Genomic DNA, 18,789 nt, shown 5'->3' with positions numbered 1-18,789 from the left:
TGCGAGCGCCTAACCGATCCCGTAATGCGCGGCGAGCCGATCCAGTGCCAGCGTCAGCACCAGTCGCCCGGCTCGCGCCGGCCACTGCAGCGCCTTCTCCGCCGCGGGCAAACCTTCGCCGGCGCAGATAACCCGCCAGAGAATGTCCGCGAGGCCCGGGCCCGCCGCCGCCAACGCCTCGTCGAACCGGCGTTTCGCCGCGATCTGTGCCGACGTCGGGTCCAGCGCGTCATGCCCGCCACCATCGATCCGCTGCGCCCAGCGCATGGTCACGCTGGGTGCGATCGACGCCCGTTCGTAATCGGCGCGCAACCGCTCCCCCGCCTCGAATTGCCGCGCATCGACCAGCGCGCGCGACCGCAGCCAGCCGAGCGGCGACTCGGCGAGGTTGACGGTGACCATGCGGCCGCGGCGCGTACCCGGCGGTTGGAGCACGCCCTCCGAGTCGATCGACCGCTCCACCAGTTCGCGCATTCGCCATCTCCCGTTGCGCTTGCCGATTGCCATATCCGCAGGGTTGTAGGACAGGAGAATAACCCATCTGGTTTGGAACTGTTCGATGATCACGGCTATTCGCGAAGTCCGCCGCGCCAAAGGTTTGACACTCGACGACGTCGCGCGACGCTGCATGCCGCCGACGACGGCGCAGACGGTCGGCCGACTGGAGACCGGAACACGCACGGTGTCCGTGGGCTGGCTCAACCGGATCGCCGCGGCGCTGGACGTCGCGGCGGCCGACCTCGTGACCTTGCCCGATCGCGCCGACCTGGCGGTAGCGGCGGTCCTGGACGCGCGCGGCGCGCATGCCCCTCGCCGCACGACGATCGTGCCGCCGTTTCAGGTCGCTGGTGGGCAGATCGCGGTGACGGTCGCGGCCGGGGTCGGCGACTATCGCACCGGCGACGTCATCTGGTGCCAGACGACCCCGCCAGCGGCGTTCGCCAACGCCCTCAACCGCGACGTGCTGGTGCCGCAACCCGCAGGCAGCTTCGCGTTCGGCAGGCTGCTGCAACACGACCCGCGGGGATTGACGATAGTGCCACCAGGCGCAGGAACGCAGGCGCTAGCGATCAAGGACCCTGCCTGGATCGCGGTCGCTGTACGGCTGGTCCGCGAACTGTAGGAATGGTGGGCGATGACGGGCTCGAACCGCCGACATTCTCGGTGTAAACGAGACGCTCTACCAACTGAGCTAATCGCCCCTCTCGGGTATCAGCGCGATGCCAAAGCCGGGCGGTCTCGGCAAGCCCTTAAACGCTGCAACCGCAACTGCCGGGCCCGTCAACGTTACGAAAATCGGAAGCCGGGTTACGGAATCCGCAGATCCGCGCCTCGCGTGGCGACGATGTACCCGCGCATCGCCTCGCTGGCGCGATCGGACAGCACCATGAACGCACGACGGCGATCGAGCAGATCGGGGCGGCGTTCGAACAGTCCCGTGTCGGTCATCCGCGCGATCCAGCGCAGCGCGGTCGTCGGCGCCACGGCCGCCGCGATGCACAGGCTGGATACGGAAACCCGGGTCCGCTCCAACTGCGCGGCGTAGAGGTCGAGCAGCATGTCCCAGCCCGGATCCTCGAATAGCGTCGCGCCGAAGAACTGGTCGCGGAGCCGTCGGGCCCGTATCGCTCGACGCACGTCGCCCGCGGTTGGTTCGGACAGGCTCGGTGGCGCGCCATAGCGGTTGGTCCGATCCCCGACGATCGGCGCGGCAGGCACATCACCCTCGATCTCCGCGCGCGTCAGGCGGGCCAGCGCCTCCGCGATCCGCGCGACCTCGGTGTTCAGCCGCTCCAGACGCGTGCCATCGGTCTCGCGGTGAACATCGAACACGCCCGCCGGGATGCGCGCAGCCTCCGCTGCGACCACGATCGCCGCGACGCAATCGCCGACGGTGGGATCGACCAGCAACCGCGTCCCGCCGCCCAGCGTCACCGAAGCGACGACGTCGATCTCGTCGACACTCAAGGCAATGACCAGCCCGACCTGCATCGCTGCCGCCTGGTCGACGATCGAAGGGAGAATTTCGGAAAGCAACGCCGGATCGACTCCGGCCGCCTCGACGACGATCACGTGCGGCGTCGCATGATCGCCGAACGCCGCTTGCCAGTCGCGCTGCGCAACGATCCGACAGTGGAGCGCAGCGAGCGCGACGACAAGCCGGTCCGGTGCCCCCGGCGCGGCGATCAGGACCGCGTCGATCCCTGTATCGTAATCTGCCGCGTCAGGCGCGTCGTCGGGTCCGGTCATCACGATCTCCGCTGTGGTGCGAAGACTAACCTGCGTCAGGCCATGAGTTACACCCGAACTGGATCGAGTTCCGTTGGAACCAGGATCCCTAGACCAAGGCTTATTCCAGCGCCTTGACGATGTCCTCGACCATCTTCTTCGCGTCTGCGAGCAGCATCATCGTATTGTCGCGGTAGAACAGCTCGTTATCGACCCCCGCATAGCCGACGCCGCCCATCGAACGCTTGATGAACAGCACGGTCTTGGCCTTTTCGACGTCGAGCACCGGCATGCCGTAGATCGGCGAGGACTTGTCGGTCTTGGCCGCCGGGTTGGTCACGTCGTTGGCACCGATCACGAACGCGACGTCAGTCTGCGCGAACTCGCTGTTGATGTCCTCGAGCTCGAACACGTCGTCATACGGCACGTTCGCTTCGGCCAGCAGCACGTTCATGTGCCCCGGCATGCGCCCCGCGACGGGGTGGATGGCGTATTTCACGCGGACCCCCTCGGCCTTCAGCTTGTCGCCCATTTCGCGGAGCACGTGCTGTGCCTGCGCGACCGCCATGCCGTAGCCGGGGACGATGATGACCTGCTCGGCCTGGCTCAACAGGAACGCGGCATCCTCTGCCGAGCCGCGCTTCCACGGACGATCGCTCGCCGCCGCGGGGCCGCCGGCGTCCGACGACTGGCCGAAGCCGCCGGCGATGACGCTGATGAAGCTGCGATTCATCGCGCGGCACATGATGTAACTCAGGATCGCGCCCGAGCTGCCGACCAGCGCGCCGGTGATGATCATCGCGCTATTGTGCAGCGTGAAGCCCATCGCCGCCGCCGCCCAGCCCGAGTAGGAATTGAGCATGCTGACCACCACAGGCATGTCCGCGCCGCCGATCGGGACGATCAACAGGAAGCCGATGACGAAGCTCAGCACCGTGATCGTCCAGAAGATCCACGCCGACTGATCGCTGACGAAGTACGCGATCAGTCCGAGGATGCCGGCGATCAGCGCGAGATTGATGACGTGGCGCCCGGGCAGCATGATCGGCTTGCCGCCCATGTTGCCGTTGAGCTTCAGGAACGCGATGACCGAGCCGGAAAAGGTGATCGCGCCGATCGCGACGCCGAGCCCGAGTTCGATCCGGCTGACCGGGTGGATCACGGCGAAGGGCTGGCCGATCAGCGGGATGACGAGGTCGGAAATTCCGAACGCTTGCGGGTTGAGATAGGCGGCGACGCCGACCAGCACCGCGGCGAGGCCGACGAGCGAATGGAACGCGGCGACGAGTTGCGGCATGGCGGTCATCGCGATGCGTCGCGCGGTGACGAGGCCGATCGCGGCACCGAGGCCGATAGCCGCGACGATTTCGACGACAGCGATCCAGTCGATTGTAAGCGCAACGATTGCAGGTCCGGTATCGGAAACCAGAAGATGCCGAACCAATGGCACATGCGTCACCAGCGTCGTCACGACCGCGATCGTCATGCCGATGATGCCGAAGCGGTTGCCGCGCTGGCTCGACGCCGGGCTCGACAGCCCGCGCAGGGCGAGGATGAAACACACCCCCGCGACCAGATAGGCTAGCGATGCCCAGGGGCTGACCGTCAGTTCATGCATCGCGTTCGTCCCCACTTAGCCACCCCGACTTAGCCACCCCGACTAAGCCACTTCGTCATGCCAGCGAAGGCTGGCGTCTCCCGGTCGCTCGCGCGGAGCTGGAGCCGCACGAGATCCCAGCGTCCGCTGGAATGACGGTCGCTACTTGGCGACCGGCCGTTCCTTCTTCTTGTACATCGCCAGCATCCGCGCAGTGACTGCGAAGCCACCGAAGATGTTGATGCTCGCCAATACCACCGCAACCAGCCCGAGCGCTTTTGCCACACCCGATCCGGCACCGATGCCGGCAGCCGCCGCGGCGATCAGTGCACCGACGATGATCACCGACGAGATCGCGTTGGTCACCGCCATCAGCGGCGTGTGTAATGCGGGCGTCACCGCCCACACCACGAAATACCCGACGAAACACGCCAGCACGAAGATCGACAGGATCGCGATAAAGTCCATTCTATTCCTCCCCGGCACGGGGAGGGGGACCGGCCGCAGGCTGGTGGAGGGGGCGCGCCGCAGACGATACGATCATCGTCACTACCGCTTCGATATCCCTCAGCACGTCGCCTGCCGCCGGTCGCAGCACCCGGTAGCCATTCAGTTCAAAAAATCGGTCGCGATCGGCGTCGTGTTTGGGCCGGTCGCCGCGTCCGTGGAATTCGCCATCGACCTCTTCCGCCAGATGCGTTGCGGCGCAGTAGAAGTCGCAGACATAGGCGCCGATAGGATGCTGGTAACGGAACTTGAAGCCGGTCTTCTGTCCTCGGAGCTGCCTCCACAGCAGCACCTCCGAACGGCTCATCTTGCGGCATACTTTGCGCGCAAGCGCTACTTCGGGACGTAGCGCGTGCGGGACGCCCCCTCCACCGGCTGCGCCGGTCCCACTCCCCGTGCCGGGGAGGATTATCACGACGTCAGCCGCGGGTTCACGATCTTTCCGCCTTGCGTCAGACGGATCGCGTCGCCGATCTCCGCATCGAGTACGGGGCGCCCCGCATCCTTGTCCCAGAAGGCGTTGAGGAAATTGTACAGGTTGCGCGCGAACAACGCGCTCGCGTCCGTCGCCAACCGCGACGGCACGTTGCGGTGCCCGACGATTGTCACGCCGTTTACCACGACCACTTCACCTGCAACCGAACCCTCGACATTGCCACCCTGCTCGACCGCGAGATCGACGATCACCGAGCCCGGCTTCATGCTCGCGACCTGTGCCGCCGAGATCAGCCGCGGCGCCGGACGCCCCGGGATCAGCGCGGTGGTGATGACGATATCCTGCTTGGCGATATGGCCCGACACGAGGTCCGCCTGCGCTGCCTGATATTCGGGTGACATCTCGCCGGCATACCCGCCCGTCCCCTCGCCCTCGATCCCGGCGACGTTCTCGACGAAGATCGGTTTCGCACCGAGCGACTGGATCTGCTCGCGGGTCGCGGCGCGTACGTCGGTCGCCGAGACCTGGGCCCCGAGTCGCCGCGCGGTCGCGATCGCCTGGAGCCCGGCCACGCCGACGCCCATCACGAACGCCTTCGCCGCGCTGATCGTCCCCGCCGCGGTCATCATCATCGGGAAGGCGCGACCATATTCGGAAGCCGCGTCGAGCACCGCCTTGTACCCCGACAGGTTCGATTGCGACGACAGGATGTCCATCGACTGCGCGCGCGTGATGCGCGGCATGAATTCCATCGCCAGCGCTTCGTAGCCGGCCGCGGCATAAGCCTCGATCCGCGCACGGTCTGCAAAAGGATTCAGGCTGGCGACGATCCAAGCGCCCGGCGCAACACCGTCGAGCGACGCGGGGTCTGGACCCTGCACGCCAAGCACGATCTCCGCGCCGGCCAGCGTCGCTGCACGGTCGCCGACGGAGGCGCCTGCATCCGAATACGCCGCATCGGCGATCGAAGCGGTATCGCCCGCCCCCGTTTCCACAGCGAGCGTAGCACCCAGCGCGATGAACTTCTTTACCGTTTCCGGCGTCGCGGACACCCGCCGCTCGCCGTCCGCTTGCTCTTTCAGGACGGCGATCTTCATGCCGTTACGAGATCAGCCAGATGACGAGCGCGACGACCATCGCGCACCCGACGGCACCCCATTTCATCATTCCCGTCACGCTCGAATAGGTCGCGACGTGCGCCTTCATGTCCCCGTTACCGGCCATGGTTCGTGCCCCCAGTCCTTGAGTGTCATCCTCTTGTGCAACGGACCTTACCCGTCACATGCGATCTCGCCAAGCCCGACACAGCGGACATCCGGGATCGACATTTAAGTCGCCCTTTACTTAGCATCGCTATTGTACGTACCGGAACGGGACAGGATTCGCCATGACGCGCAACGGCCAGCGCCTTCTATTGCTGATCGACGACGAACCCGCGCAGCGGCGGCTGGTGGCTGCGCTTGCCGCGCGGGGAGGCTGGCGCGCGATCTTTGCAGCGGACGGCGAGACCGCGATCGCGACGCTCGGAACCCAGGACGGAATGCAGCTCGATGCGATCGTGCTCGATCACTGGGCGCCCGGTGCGGACGCCACGAGCCTGATCGCGAGCTTGCGCGAACGCCGGCCGGCGCTGCCCATCCTGATGCTGACGGCCAACGGATCGGTGTCGCACGCGGTGTCGGCAATGCGCGCCGGAGCCACCGATTTTCTGGTGAAGCCGCTGGCCCCCGATCGTTTTCTGGCAGCGCTCGAGGCGGCCGTCGTCGGCACGTCTGCGGGTGAGCTGCGGCCGCTGACGGAGAAGATCCCGGCGCTGCTCGCCTTTGATGAAATCGTCGGATCGTCGCCCGACTTCAGGGCTGCGTTGGCGATCGCCGCAAAGGCGGCACGCGCGCGAGTCGCGATCCTGCTCGAGGGCGAGATCGGCGTCGGCAAGGAAGTCATCGCCGAAGCGATCCATGCCGCTTCTCCCCGCGCCAAGAAGCCGATGACCACGGTCAATTGCGGCGCGATCCCCGCCAATCTCGTCGAATCGGAGTTGTTCGGTCATGAGAAAGGCGCGTTCACCGGCGCGTTCGAACGCAAGGTCGGTCGTTTTCAGGAAGCCGACGGCGCTACGCTGTTCCTCGACGAGATCGACGAGATGCCGCTCGACGCGCAGGTCAAGCTGTTGCACGTGCTGCAGACCGGCGAGGTGCACGCGATCGGCGCGCGGCACCCACGCGAAGTCGACGTCCGGGTCATTGCCGCTACCAACAAGCGGCTGATCGACGAAGTGGATGCCGGACGGTTTCGCGAAGACCTGTATTACCGCCTCAACGCTGTCCAGGTATCGATCCCGCCCCTGCGCGAACGGACCGGCGACATTCCTGCGCTGGCCCGCCACCTGCTCGCGCGCATCGCCGAACAACCGGGGTTGCGGTCGCTGGGCATCACCGACGCGGCGCTTGCGTTGCTGGTGCAATATGACTGGCCGGGAAACGTCCGGCAGCTGCAGAATGCCCTGTTTCGCGCTGCGGTGCTGTGCGAGGACTCGGCGCTGACCGAAGATGATTTTCCCCAGATCGCTTCGCTCGGTAATCGCCAGCGCATCCCGGCTGCTGCAGCGCTGGGCGGTGGTGGCGTCACGCTGTTCCGCCCCGACGGCAACCTTCGCGCGCTGGACGAGATCGAGGCGGACGTCATCCGCCTCGCGATCGGTCATTACCGCGGACGCATGACCGAGGTGGCACGGCGGCTCGGGATCGGGCGATCGACCCTCTACCGAAAGCTCGGCGAACTCGGCATCGACAACGCTGCCTGACTTCGCACGCCGCGGCCGGTTGTCGCTATCCTACCAGAGTACGCCCTGGACGGGCGTGAGCGGTTCCGGCGCCTCGTCGCCGATCGCCTGAAGCAGGTCGATTTCGATCGTCCGGCACATCGCGTTCAACGGCACGTCGTGGATCGTGTCCGCGAACGGATCGACCAGGTCGTCGCCGATCTGCAGCACCGCCAGGAACATCAGCCCGGCAATCGTCGAACCGATCGGCGTCGCGAAGCCCAGCGTCTCGACCAGGCCGATCGGCAACAGGATGCAGAACAGGCGCGTGAAGATGCTGGGAAAGAAGCGATACTGGTTGGGAAGCGGCGTATTCTTGATCCGCTCCATGCCGCCTTGCGCGTTGGCGATATCGACTAGGACGGCCTCGAACTGGGTTTGCTGGATGGTATCGATCCAGCCCTTGCGTCGCGCGATGTCGATACGCCGCCCGGTACCGTCGAGCAGGCCGTTTGCGGGGTTGGTACGCGCGAGCGCGAACGCCGCCTCGTCCTCCGACAGGAAGCGCAAGACCTCGGGCGCGACCGGCTGACGCCGCAACTGGCACCGCAGCGCGTTCACATAGGCGATCTGGCGAAGCACGATCGTCCGCTTCATGTCATGCCCCTCGGGCTCGGGAAGCATATTGCGCGTCATACGGGCAAGGCTGCGCGAGGCATTGATCATCAGCCCCCACAGTCCACGGCTCTCCCACCAGCGCTGATACGCCGAGTTATCGCGAAACCCGAGGAACAGCGCGAGCGCGGTGCCGAACAGGGTCAGTGGGAGGGACGGCGCATGGAAGGGCAGGACATAGTAAGTGACGGTCACGACGACGTCCCAGACGAATAGGCCTAGCAGCGGGAGCCATACTTCGCTGACGATCTGGCTGATGCGCGGGGTAGCTGTAACGATCAAACGAAAGCCTCCTTGTTCACGCAGGACCTAATGCGCGAACACGCTTTTTGCTGCAACGCAGCGACAATCAGCCCCCGACGAGCGCCTGGTCGCGTAGTCCGCGCCAGACTTTCAACACCTGGACCGTTTCCGGTACATCGTGGACCCGCAGGATCTGGACGCCCGCCTCGGCGCCTTTGAACGCCAGCGCGAGCGAGCCGGCCAGTCGCTCGCCGACCGGTGCCTCGTTCGAAAGCGCGCCTATCAGGCGTTTGCGGCTGACCCCGAGCATGATCGGGCAACCGAGCCCGTGGAAGATGGCAAGGCCGTTCAGCAAGGCGAGATTCTGGCCGAGCGTCTTGCCGAAGCCGATGCCTGGATCGACCATGATCCGCGATCGGTCGACGCCGCCTGCGACGACTGCAGCGATACGGGTTTCGAGCCGGTCGAACACGTCGGTCAGGACGTTGCCATAACCGCCATCGCCGTGGCCGCCCTTCTTCGGGTCGGGGGAATGCATCAGGACGACCGGGCAGCCGCTCTTTGCGACCACGTCGAGCGCACGATCGTCCCAGAGGAGCGCGGCAACGTCGTTGACGATATGCGCGCCGGCGGCGAGCGTCGCCTCCATGACCGCGGCTTTGCGGGTGTCGACCGAGACGATCGCGCCGGCTCGTGCGAGGCGTTCGACGACGGGCACGAGCCGCGCGATCTCGTCGCCTTCCCAAACCGTCGGAGCGCCGGGGCGGGTCGATTCACCGCCGACGTCGATCATCGTCGCCCCCACGGCGGCCATGTCGATCCCGGCGGCGGCAGCGGCGGCTGGATCATCGACGTGCTTGCCGCCGTCGGAGAAGCTGTCGGGGGTGACGTTGAGGATACCGGCGACGATCGGCTGGTCGAAGCGGAGCATGCGTTCGCCGAGCTGGAGTGGCGCGCGGGGGGCGGTGATGGCAGCGTGGAGATGCGCGGCACGCTTGCCGAGCGTTGCGACTTCGGCAACCGGGATCGTGCGGCGGCTGCGGCCTTCGATGACTTCATACGCGGCGAACCATTGCAGGCCGCCTGCCAGGCGCGCGATGGTACCGTCTTCGTGGCCGACGGGCGTGTCGACGAACTGGACGGGGCGGAGGTGGAGACTGGTCATTATCGCGCTGACTTAGCGCAATCCGTCATCCCAGTGAAAGCTGGGATATCCCGCCGCCTGGGTGCCGCTTCATGGAGGGAGACCCCAGCTTTCGCCGGGGTGACGGGCCTTCGTTGAATGACGCGAATGATTGGATGACGCTGAAGATCAGATAGTGTTCGCCAACAAGTATGTCTGGCGAAGATCGTCGATCGGTTTCAGCCCCTTGTCGCTTTCGTAGTGCCAGAAGCTCCAGCCGTTGCAGGCAGGCGCGTTCTGGAGCGTCGAGCCGAGTTTGTGGATCGAGCCGATGGTGCCGCAGTCGCTGAGCAAGGAACCGTCTGCGCGGACCGTCGCGCGCCAGCGTCGCTTCGAGTCGGTCAGCACTGCCCCGGGCGCGAGATACGCGTTCTCGACCAGTACGCCGAATGCGACCTTCGGCTGCGTGCGGGGGCTCATCATCGTCGCGAGCGCGGATTCGTCCAACGGCAACGCGGCCTCGATGCGCTCCTGCGCGGCCTCGATGTAATCGCCTTCACGGTCGATGCCGATCCAGCTGCGGCCGAGGCGCTTGGCGACTGCGCCGGTGGTGCCGGTGCCGAAGAACGGGTCGAGCACCACGTCGCCAGGCTTCGTGCACGCCAGCAGGATGCGGTACAGCAATGCCTCGGGCTTTTGCGTCGGGTGGACCTTGGTGCCGTTCTTCTTCAGCCGCTCGCCGCCGCCGCAGGTCGGGAATTCCCAGTCGCTGCGCATCTGGAGCTCGTCGTTGAGCGTCTTCATCGCGCGGTAGTTGAAGTGGTACTTCGCCTTCTCGCCCTTCGACGCCCAGATCAGCGTTTCGTGCGCGTTGGTGAAGCGGGTGCCGCGGAAGTTCGGCATCGGGTTGGTCTTGCGCCAGACGATGTCGTTGAGGATCCAGTAGCCGAGATCCTGCACCGCCGCGCCGACGCGGAAGATGTTGTGGTAGCTGCCGATGACCCAGAGCGCGCCGTCGTCCTTGAGGATGCGGCGTGCTTCCTTGAGCCAGGCGCGGGTGAAGCGGTCATAGGCGGCGAAGGTGTCGAACTTGTCCCAGTCGTCGGTCACGGCGTCGACATGACTGCCGTCGGGACGATAAAGTTCGCCGCCGAGCTGCAGGTTGTAGGGGGGGTCCGCGAAGATCATGTCGATCGAGTTCGACGGGAGCGCTTTCATGTGCTCGATGCAGTCGCCGCGCAGGATCTGGTCGAGCGGAAGGACGGCTTGAACCGCCGGCTCCGCTGCCTTCTTCGCACGCGGCCGTGCGATCGTGTCGATCAAACCCATGTTTTCCGCCCCTTGTCGGCGCCCATAGCTGCGGAATTGTCCGACTCCGTCAAGCAAACTTTCGTTAACGGCGTTTTCGCGGGATTCCGTGGCTTCGACGAAACGAGTCTCCGTTGCCCAGATGTTGAGTCGTCGGAGACTCGAGGCTCAAGCCCTTGCGGTGTGGCGCGAAAGACTCAGCTCGTCGTTTCCTGTGCGAAAAGTCCCTCGCGCGCCAGATAGGCGGCGGCGACCGGTGCGAAACTGCGGCGGTGAATCGGCGTCGGGCCGTGATCGCGGAGCGCCTTCATGTGGTGCGCGCAGCCATAGCCCTTGTTCGAATGCCAGTTATATTCGGGATGCACGTCGGCGGCGGCGATCATGATGAGGTCGCGTGTGTGCTTGGCGACGATCGACGCGGCGGCGATCGACAGCGACTTGGCATCGCCGCCGACGAGCGGCGTGGCGGGGTAGGTCCAGCGTGGGAGGCGGTTGCCGTCGACCAGGACATGGCCGGGCGCGCAGCCAAGTTCGACCGACAGCGCGTCGACCGCGAGCGTCATCGCCTTCATCGTCGCCCAGTAGATGTTGAGCGTGTCGATCTCTTCCGGCTGGACGATCCCGATCCCGACGATCGCGCAGCCTTTGAGCCGCGCGCACAGCCGCTCGCGTGTCGAGGCGGAGAGCTTCTTCGAATCGTCGATACCGCGGGGGACGCCTTTTGCCGGGAGGATCACCGCCGCTGCGACCACCGGTCCCGCGAGCGGTCCGCGACCGGCTTCGTCGACACCGGCGACGGGGCCGACGCAAAGCTTTTCGTGTTTCATGCCGGGCATACTAACTCCATCGCGCGGCGAGAGCTTGCGCATCCCAGCCGTCGGCGTTCGTCGCCGCAAGCAGGTGGTAAAAGGGGATGGTGTCGAGCGCGTGCCCCATCGGGCCGTGCCCCTGGCCGATACCTGGGGCAGCCGCAAGTGCAGCGCGGACAAACGCGATGGCGCGGTCAACGGCGGCGTCGAGTGCCATGCCTTGGGCGAGCCCGGTCGCGATCCCGCTAGCGAGCGTGCAGCCCGTGCCGTGGGCATGGCGGGTGTCGATGCGGGGGTTGGTCCAGAGGGTTTTGCCGGCGTCGGTGACGAGGCGGTCGGTGATGTCGGAGCCTTCGCCATGGCCGCCCTTTATAAGGACTGCGGGGCCGAGCGCGCGGATCGTGGACTCGCCGCCGAGTGCCGCGAGTTCGGGAAGGTTGGGAGTTACAAGCGTGGCGATCCGCATGAGGCGGGTGAAAGCGGCGATGGTGTTGGCGTCAGCAAGGACTGATCCGCTGGTGGCGATCATGACGGGATCGAAGATGATAGGGATGCGTGCTGGCCGACCTTGCCCTGCCCTTCCTTGTTCTCCCTCGAAGGCGGGAGTCCAGGCTGGGCTCCCGCCTTCGCGGGAGAACAAGTTTAGTAGGCGGTCAGCTACGGCGTTGGCGGTTTCGGCTGAGCCGATCATGCCGATCTTTACCGCGTCGACGCCGATGTCCGAGGCGACCGAGTCGATCTGCGCCAGGACCATGTCGGTCGGGATAGGGTGGACTGCCTGCACGCCGAGCGTGTTCTGCGCGGTGATCGCCGTCACGGCCGTCAGCGCGTGGCCGCCGAGCATGGCTACGGTCTTGATATCGGCCTGGATGCCAGCGCCGCCGCCCGAGTCGGAGCCGGCTATTACGAGGATTCTAGCGGTCATTGGGTGTCGCTCATTGCGCGGAAGTGCAGGAAGTTCACACGCTGGCGCGGTTTTGTCGCGGGACTGTCCAAGACCGCTGAGCAGGGTTTGGCGCGGTTGGTGGTCATACGCTGGGCTATGTCATGATCGGTGGGATGTAGGACAGGGTCATGCTCCTCCTTTACCACCCCGGCGGAGGCCGGGGCCCAACTGGGGAACGTCGCTAACGGACGGTGGCGCTCCGTTACACCAGCCTTTCCAATTAGGCCCCGGCCTTCGCCGGGGTGGTAGGAAGGGAGGTGGTAGAGGTGTCGGGACCGTTTTCGAAAGAGAGCGCTAGTGCCGCCGCCCCGCTGCCGGCCTCTGGGGCGGCGCTTCGCCCAGCCGTGTCGGCCGGTCGAGCAATTCGCCGCCGCAGTTCGGACAACGCTCGTCGAGCGCGTCGGCACATTCCGCGCAGAAGGTGCATTCGAACGAGCAGATGAACGCGCCGGGTGCGTCCGCCGGAAGGTCGGCAGCGCAGCGTTCGCAGATGGGGCGCATCTCGAGCATCAGGCGGCCGCCGTCCGTACCGCGTCGCAGATCCGGTCGACGACGCGCTCGACCTGAGCGAGATCGTCGCCTTCCGCCATCACGCGGATCACGGGTTCGGTGCCCGACGGGCGGATGACGAGCCGCCCCTTGCCGGCGAGTTCGGCCTCGGCCTCGGCGATCACCGCCTTGACCGTGTCGTCGTCCAACGGCTTGCCGCCTGCGAACCGGACGTTCTTCAACAGCTGCGGCAACGGCTCGAACCGGTGCAGCACCTCGCTCGCCGGCGCCCCCGAACGCTTCACCTCGGCGAGGATCTGCAGCGCTGCGACGAGGCCGTCGCCGGTCGTCGCATAGTCGCTCAGGATAATGTGGCCGGACTGCTCGCCGCCGACATTATAGCCGCTGGAGCGCATCTTCTCGAGCACGTGGCGATCGCCGACCTTGGTGCGGACCAACCCGAGGCCCTGCGCGGCAAGATGGCGTTCGAGGCCGAGGTTCGACATCACCGTCGCGACCAGGCCGCCGCCCGCGAGCCGCCCTTGCCGTGCCCAGCTTGCCGCGATCGTCGCCATCAACTGGTCACCGTCGACGATCGTGCCGGTCTCGTCGACCACGATCAACCGGTCCGCGTCGCCGTCCAGTGCGATGCCGATGTCCGCGCCGCTCGCGACCACCGTCTCGGCGAGCGTCTGCGGGGCGGTCGAGCCGACGCCGTCGTTGATGTTGGTGCCGTTGGGCGTCACGCCGATCGCGACCACGTCTGCGCCGAGCTCCCACAAGGCCGAGGGTGCGACCTTGTAGGCAGCGCCGTTCGCGCAATCGATCACGATCCGCATGCCGTCGAGCCGAAGGTTCTCGGGGAAAGTCGATTTGGCGAAGTGGATGTAGCGGCCCTGTGCGTCGTCGATGCGACGCGCTCGGCCGATCTGGCTCGATGCCACCAACGGGATGTCACCGTCGATCAGCGCCTCGATCGCCTCCTCGGCCTCGTCCGACAGCTTGTAGCCGTCGGGCCCGAACAGCTTGATGCCGTTGTCGGCATAGGGATTGTGGCTGGCAGAAATCATCACGCCGATGTCGGCGCGCATCGACTGGGTGAGCATCGCCACCGCAGGCGTCGGCATCGGCCCGACCATGACCACGTCCATGCCGACGCTCGTAAACCCTGCGACCAGCGCGGATTCGAGCATGTAGCCCGACAGCCGCGTGTCCTTGCCGATCACGACGCGGTGGCGGTGATCGCCACGCAGGAAGTATGCGCCGGCCGCCATGCCGACCTTCATCGCCATCTGCGCCGTCATCGGCGAGACGTTAGTGGCGCCACGAATGCCGTCGGTGCCGAAATATTTCCTTGCCATCGCGTGCGCTTTCCGTCCCGTATCGGTGTCCGACGCGTTGATAGCGCGGTCGAACACGAAGGGCGAGCATGTCGCAGACTACACGGATCCTGGCAGCCCTGATCGGCGGCATCGCGATGGGCATCGCCGCGGCCGCCTGGTCGCCGGCGAACGCGATCGCGGTGACGGCGGTGACGCAGCCGATCGGCTCGGCATGGCTGCATGGCTTGCAGATGGTGATCGTGCCGCTGGTCGTTGGGCTGCTCGTGACCGGGATCGGCGCAACTACCGAGGCGGCGCGGGCCGGGCGGATCACGGTGCGCGCGATGGTGATGATCGTCGTCATCCTGTGGAGCACGACGATCATGTCGGCATTGGTCATGCCGTTGATCTTGGATGCCTTCCCGTTGCCGCACGCGTTAGGCTCCGCGTTGCGCGCCGCACTGACCGGCGCCGCGCCGGTCGGGCCGGTGCCGGGGATCGGCGCGTTCTTCGACACGATCGTGCCGACCAACATCGTCGCGGCCGCATCAAGCGACTCGTTCCTGCCGCTAACCGTCTTCGCGCTGACCTTCGCGTTTGCGGTGACGAAGCTGCCCGACGATCGCCGCCGCGTGCTGACCGGCTTTTTCCAGGCGGTGGTCGATGCGCTGCTGATCATCATCACATGGGTGCTGAAGCTGGCACCGATCGGCATCTTCGCGCTCGCCTACGGGGTCGGCGCGCGCACCGGGACGGCGGCGTTCGGCGCGTTGCTCCATTACATCGTCTGTGTCTCGGCGATCGGCTTCATCGTCCTGCTCTGCGCCTATCCAATCGGGATGATCGGCGGACGCGTCGGCTTCCTCAGCTTTGCGCGCGCGGTCGCGCCGGCGCAGGCGGTGGCGATCAGCACGCAGTCGTCGCTCGCCTCGCTGCCGGCGATGTTGAAGGCGTCGACCGATCTCGGTGCGTCGCCCGCCACCGCGGGGATCGTCCTGCCGCTGTCGGTCGCGGTGTTCCGTGCGACCAGCCCGGCGATGAACCTCGCGGTCGCGTTGTACGTCGCGCACTGGCTGGGGCTGCCGATCGGGCCGGGACAGATGGCGGCGGGCGTGGCGACTGCGGCGATCACGACGATGGGGTCGATCTCGCTGCCGGGCACGATCAGCTTCGTCGCGTCGGTCGCGCCGGTGGCGCTGGCGATGGGCATCCCGCTCGAGGTGCTGGGTCTGCTCATCGCAGTGGAGACCATACCCGACCTGTTTCGCACCGTCGGGAACGTGACGATGGACACCGCCGTTACCATCTCCGTGTCAGCCAGAACGGGGGTCACCCCGGACGGCACTCAGGAGATTCCCCATGAAATATCGCACGCTTGGCCCTGATTTCGAGGTTTCCGCACTGGGTCTCGGCTGCATGCCGATGGCCGGCATCGGCAAGGGCATGTACGGCGAGGCCAACGCCGACGAGAGCATCGCCACGATCCACCGCGCGATCGAGCTGGGCGTGACGCTGTTCGACACCGCCGAGATCTATGGCCCGCTGGTCAACGAGGAGCTGATCGGCAAGGCGATCCGGGGCAAGCGCGACGGCGTCGTGATCGCGACAAAGTTCGGCTTCCGCTATGACAAGAACGGGATGACGGGGGTCGATTCCACGCCAGCCAATGTGCGGCGTGCCTGCGAGGGATCGCTCAAGCGGCTGGGCGTCGAGACGATCGATTTGCTGTACCAGCACCGGGTCGATCCGGGGGTGCCGATCGAGGATACGGTCGGCGCTATGGCCGACCTCGTTCGCGAGGGCAAGGTGCGGCATCTTGGGCTGTCGGAGGCTGGCCTCGAGACGATCCGGCGGGCGGCGGCGACGCATCCGATCGCGGCTTTGCAGAGTGAGTATTCGCTTTGGGAGCGGGATGTGGAGGACGAGATTCTGCCGCTGTGTCGCGAGTTGGGGATCGGGTTCGTGCCGTATTCGCCGCTGGGACGCGGGTTTTTGACGGGGCAGATTACGGCTCGGTCGGATCTTCCCGAGGGCGACTATCGGCGGAACGATCCGCGGTATTCGGAGGAGAACTTTGCCAAGAACATGGAGATGGTCGCGGTGGTGAAGTCGATTGCCGATGCGCACGGGGCTTCGCCTGCGCAGGTAGCGCTCGCGTGGTTGCTGGCGCAGGGCGACGACATCGTGCCGATTCCGGGGTCTAAGCGTCGGGTTACGCTGGAGGATAGCATGAAGGCGGCGGAGGTTGCGCTGTCGGCGGACGATCTGACGAAGCTCGATGCGGCCGCGCCTCGGGGCGGGACTGCCGGGCCGCGCTACGGCGAGAAGGCGCTGTCGATGACACGGATCTGACTTCTCCCTTCCCGTTTACGGGAGGGGTAGGGGGAGGGGCGTGCCTCGCACACCGGACGCCAGTACGTACGTCGCGCCCTCCCCTAACCCCTCCCGCAAGCGGGAGGGGAATTTGGCCTTACTGGACGCCGTGCATCCACTTCTTGATCAGCGGCGAGATCAGCAGCAGCACGACGCCGATCCCGGCCGAGACCAGACCGATCGTCCAGAACACGCCGGCATAGGTATCGAGGCTGACCTTCAGATTGGTCACCTGGCCGCCGACCGTCTCGACGCTCGCCACCTGCGCGACGACGCCGGCGACATATTGCGCGACCGAGATCGACAGGAACCACACGCCCATCATCAGCCCGACGACGCGTGCGATCGACAGCTTGGTGATCATGCTGAGACCGACCGGCGAGATGCAGAGCTCGGCGAACGAGTGGATGAAATACAGCCCGGCGAGCCACCAGATCGCGACCTTGAACGAAGGCCCGACCATGCTCGCGCCCCAGACCAGGAACAGGAAACCGACGCCGACGCCGATCAGCGCGATGCCGAACTTGACCGGGATCGACGGCTCCAAGCCCTTGGCGGCGAGCTTGGTCCACAGGATCGACATCACCGGCGCCAGCGCGACGATGAAGAACGCGTTGAAGAACTGCGTCTGGCCGGCCGAGATGCTGAACAGCCCGAACACGCTGAGATCGGTGTTGCGATCCGCGAACAGCGTCAGCGACGAGCCGGCCTGCTCGAACAGCGTCCAGAACACAACGTTGAACACGATTAGCACCATGGCGGCCAGCATCATCTGGAACTCGCGACGCTCGCCGTTTACGAACGACCAGATCAGGATGCCCGGCACCGCGATCAGGAACGTGCCGAACAGCAGTTTGCCCATGAGCGACAGCGAGACGATGTAGCCGACGATCCCGGAGCCCGGCACCGGCGGGACCGCGTTCATGAGGTTGACGAACAGCAGGTAGAAGATCGGGATGCCGAGCAGGGCTGCGGCATAGATGCCGAGCGCGCGATCGGGACCGGTGCGGACCGGAGGCTCGCCGTAACCGTCGAGCTTGCCGCCATCGAACTGGATCAGCGTCCACGAAGCGAGCATGCCGATCGCCGCGAGCCCGAAGCCTGCCCACCAGCCGACTGCGACCGCAAGGAACGGGCAGAGCAGCTGCGAGAACAGCGAGCCGAGGTTGATCCCCATGTAGAAGATCGTGAACCCGGCATCGCGGCGCTTGTCGCCTTGGGCATAGAGTTCGCCGACCATCGTCGAGATGTTGGGCTTGAAGAAGCCGTTGCCCACCGAGATCATGCACAAAGCGAGCAGCATGATCGTGACGTAGAAGCTGCTGCGTTCGGCACCCGATTCGAAGCCGCCCTTCTCCACCGTCCATGTGGTCGAGCCGTCGGGGGCGAGCAGCGAGACGGTGCCGTCGTCGTTGCCCTTGATCTTCAGCTTGTTCGCGCCATCGACGAGATAGCGGACTTCGCTGTCGGCCTGGTCGACAACTTCGATCGCGTAACGCTGGTTGGCGATCGTCGCGTACGGCTTGGCGGTATCGCCGCCGAAGCAAAGCAGTAGGTAGCCGAGCGCCATGATGATCGCGCCGAACTTCACCGCGCGCTTCGAGCCAAGATACTGGTCCGCGAGATAGCCGCCGACCAGCGGCGTCAGATACACCAGCGCGGTGTAGCCACCGTAGAGCCCGGTCGCCTCGCGGTCGCCGAACACGAAATGCTTGGTGAGATACAGCGTGAGCAGCGCGCGCATGCCGTAATAGCCGAACCGCTCCCACGCTTCGGTGGTGAATAGCCGCGCGAGCTGGCGGGGATGCCCGAACCAGGTTTCGCCGGACGCCGGGTTGATATGGGTGATATCCGGCTCTCGCGGGGTATCCGCGGTCGGGGTGTCCACCATCTTTACGCTCCCTGAAACTCGTACTGGTGCCGTCGAGCGCGGCGCCGTTATGCGCGCGCAGCTTAACGACAAAGGCCGGA

19 protein-coding genes and 1 tRNA gene are annotated in these 18,789 nt (G+C 65.9%); 4 read left to right on the top strand and 16 right to left on the bottom strand.

The features are described from left to right. Positions 1-9: 9 nt before the first annotated feature. A complete protein-coding gene (locus tag SJY41_RS16520; protein WP_380783306.1) occupies positions 10-474 on the bottom strand; it encodes a DUF6456 domain-containing protein in 465 nt (154 codons plus the stop codon). Between the two features lie 85 nt (positions 475-559). Here SJY41_RS16520 and SJY41_RS16515 point away from each other — a divergent pair, with 85 nt between their 5' ends. Beyond that, positions 560-1,123, top strand: coding sequence for a helix-turn-helix domain-containing protein (locus SJY41_RS16515; RefSeq protein WP_380783305.1), 564 nt, complete (start codon positions 560-562; stop codon positions 1,121-1,123). Positions 1,124-1,126: 3 nt separating this feature from the next. Here SJY41_RS16515 and SJY41_RS16510 read toward each other — a convergent pair. The 7 genes from SJY41_RS16510 to SJY41_RS16480 all read right to left on the bottom strand — a co-directional run bounded on the left by SJY41_RS16510 (position 1,127) and on the right by SJY41_RS16480 (position 5,993). Continuing rightward, positions 1,127-1,202, bottom strand: a tRNA-Val gene (locus tag SJY41_RS16510). A 106-nt stretch (positions 1,203-1,308) separates the two neighbouring features. Continuing rightward, the gene (locus tag SJY41_RS16505) at positions 1,309-2,250 is read right to left on the bottom strand and encodes a hypothetical protein (RefSeq protein WP_380783304.1); all 942 of its coding nucleotides are present in this window, start codon (positions 2,248-2,250) and stop codon (positions 1,309-1,311) included. A 100-nt stretch (positions 2,251-2,350) separates the two neighbouring features. Next, the gene (locus tag SJY41_RS16500; protein WP_380783303.1) at positions 2,351-3,847 is read right to left on the bottom strand and encodes an NAD(P)(+) transhydrogenase (Re/Si-specific) subunit beta; all 1,497 of its coding nucleotides are present in this window, start codon (positions 3,845-3,847) and stop codon (positions 2,351-2,353) included. A 141-nt stretch (positions 3,848-3,988) separates the two neighbouring features. Further along, on the bottom strand, positions 3,989-4,294 hold the full coding sequence (locus SJY41_RS16495; protein ID WP_380783301.1) for an NAD(P) transhydrogenase subunit alpha: 306 nt from the start codon (positions 4,292-4,294) through the stop codon (positions 3,989-3,991). A 1-nt stretch (position 4,295) separates the two neighbouring features. Next, positions 4,296-4,748, bottom strand: a complete 453-nt coding sequence (locus SJY41_RS16490) for an endonuclease domain-containing protein (protein WP_380783300.1) — start codon at positions 4,746-4,748, stop codon at positions 4,296-4,298. After that, complete coding sequence (locus SJY41_RS16485) at positions 4,745-5,866, bottom strand: NAD(P) transhydrogenase subunit alpha (RefSeq protein WP_380783299.1); 1,122 nt, start codon at positions 5,864-5,866, stop codon at positions 4,745-4,747. Before SJY41_RS16485 ends, SJY41_RS16490 begins: the two co-directional genes overlap by 4 nt. 4 nt (positions 5,867-5,870) lie before the next feature. After that, a complete protein-coding gene (locus SJY41_RS16480) occupies positions 5,871-5,993 on the bottom strand; it encodes an aa3-type cytochrome c oxidase subunit IV (protein WP_380783298.1) in 123 nt (40 codons plus the stop codon). A gap of 163 nt (positions 5,994-6,156) precedes the next feature. Between SJY41_RS16480 and SJY41_RS16475 the strand changes: the two genes are divergently transcribed. Continuing rightward, positions 6,157-7,572 (top strand): sigma-54-dependent transcriptional regulator, encoded by a 1,416-nt coding sequence (locus SJY41_RS16475; RefSeq protein ID WP_380783297.1) that lies wholly within the window; start codon positions 6,157-6,159, stop codon positions 7,570-7,572. A 30-nt stretch (positions 7,573-7,602) separates the two neighbouring features. Here SJY41_RS16475 and SJY41_RS16470 read toward each other — a convergent pair whose 3' ends face one another. The 7 genes from SJY41_RS16470 to glmM all read right to left on the bottom strand — a co-directional run bounded on the left by SJY41_RS16470 (position 7,603) and on the right by glmM (position 14,484). Next, positions 7,603-8,487 (bottom strand): bestrophin family protein, encoded by an 885-nt coding sequence (locus SJY41_RS16470; protein WP_380783296.1) that lies wholly within the window; start codon positions 8,485-8,487, stop codon positions 7,603-7,605. A 67-nt stretch (positions 8,488-8,554) separates the two neighbouring features. Further along, entirely contained in the window at positions 8,555-9,613 is a 1,059-nt protein-coding gene (folP, locus tag SJY41_RS16465; protein WP_380783295.1) for a dihydropteroate synthase, read from the bottom strand. Between the two features lie 147 nt (positions 9,614-9,760). Beyond that, positions 9,761-10,900, bottom strand: a complete 1,140-nt coding sequence (locus tag SJY41_RS16460) for a site-specific DNA-methyltransferase (protein WP_380783294.1) — start codon at positions 10,898-10,900, stop codon at positions 9,761-9,763. A gap of 176 nt (positions 10,901-11,076) precedes the next feature. Further along, positions 11,077-11,715 (bottom strand): ribonuclease HII, encoded by a 639-nt coding sequence (locus SJY41_RS16455; protein WP_380783293.1) that lies wholly within the window; start codon positions 11,713-11,715, stop codon positions 11,077-11,079. 1 nt (position 11,716) lies between these two features. Then, positions 11,717-12,613, bottom strand: coding sequence for a hydroxymethylpyrimidine/phosphomethylpyrimidine kinase (locus SJY41_RS16450; RefSeq protein WP_380783292.1), 897 nt, complete (start codon positions 12,611-12,613; stop codon positions 11,717-11,719). Positions 12,614-12,928: 315 nt separating this feature from the next. Continuing rightward, positions 12,929-13,144 (bottom strand): DUF1272 domain-containing protein, encoded by a 216-nt coding sequence (locus tag SJY41_RS16445; RefSeq protein WP_380783291.1) that lies wholly within the window; start codon positions 13,142-13,144, stop codon positions 12,929-12,931. Then, complete coding sequence (glmM, locus tag SJY41_RS16440) at positions 13,144-14,484, bottom strand: phosphoglucosamine mutase (RefSeq protein ID WP_380784171.1); 1,341 nt, start codon at positions 14,482-14,484, stop codon at positions 13,144-13,146. Before glmM ends, SJY41_RS16445 begins: the two co-directional genes overlap by 1 nt. Positions 14,485-14,552: 68 nt before the next feature. Between glmM and SJY41_RS16435 the strand changes: the two genes are divergently transcribed. Both SJY41_RS16435 and SJY41_RS16430 read left to right on the top strand, forming a co-directional pair. Further along, positions 14,553-15,830 (top strand): dicarboxylate/amino acid:cation symporter, encoded by a 1,278-nt coding sequence (locus SJY41_RS16435; protein WP_380783290.1) that lies wholly within the window; start codon positions 14,553-14,555, stop codon positions 15,828-15,830. After that, complete coding sequence (locus SJY41_RS16430; RefSeq protein WP_380783289.1) at positions 15,805-16,797, top strand: aldo/keto reductase; 993 nt, start codon at positions 15,805-15,807, stop codon at positions 16,795-16,797. The genes SJY41_RS16435 and SJY41_RS16430 overlap by 26 nt, the downstream gene beginning before the upstream one ends. A gap of 118 nt (positions 16,798-16,915) precedes the next feature. On the opposite strand, the gene SJY41_RS16425 is transcribed toward SJY41_RS16430, so the two are convergent. Further along, positions 16,916-18,709 (bottom strand): peptide MFS transporter, encoded by a 1,794-nt coding sequence (locus SJY41_RS16425; RefSeq protein WP_380783288.1) that lies wholly within the window; start codon positions 18,707-18,709, stop codon positions 16,916-16,918. Positions 18,710-18,789: the final 80 nt, after the last annotated feature.

Source organism: Sphingomonas sp. R86520 (genome assembly GCF_042466285.1).
Taxonomy (GTDB): Bacteria; Pseudomonadota; Alphaproteobacteria; order Sphingomonadales; family Sphingomonadaceae; genus Sphingomonas.
Note: the sequence above shows the minus strand (reverse complement) of the source record. Positions and strands in the feature narration are given on the sequence as shown.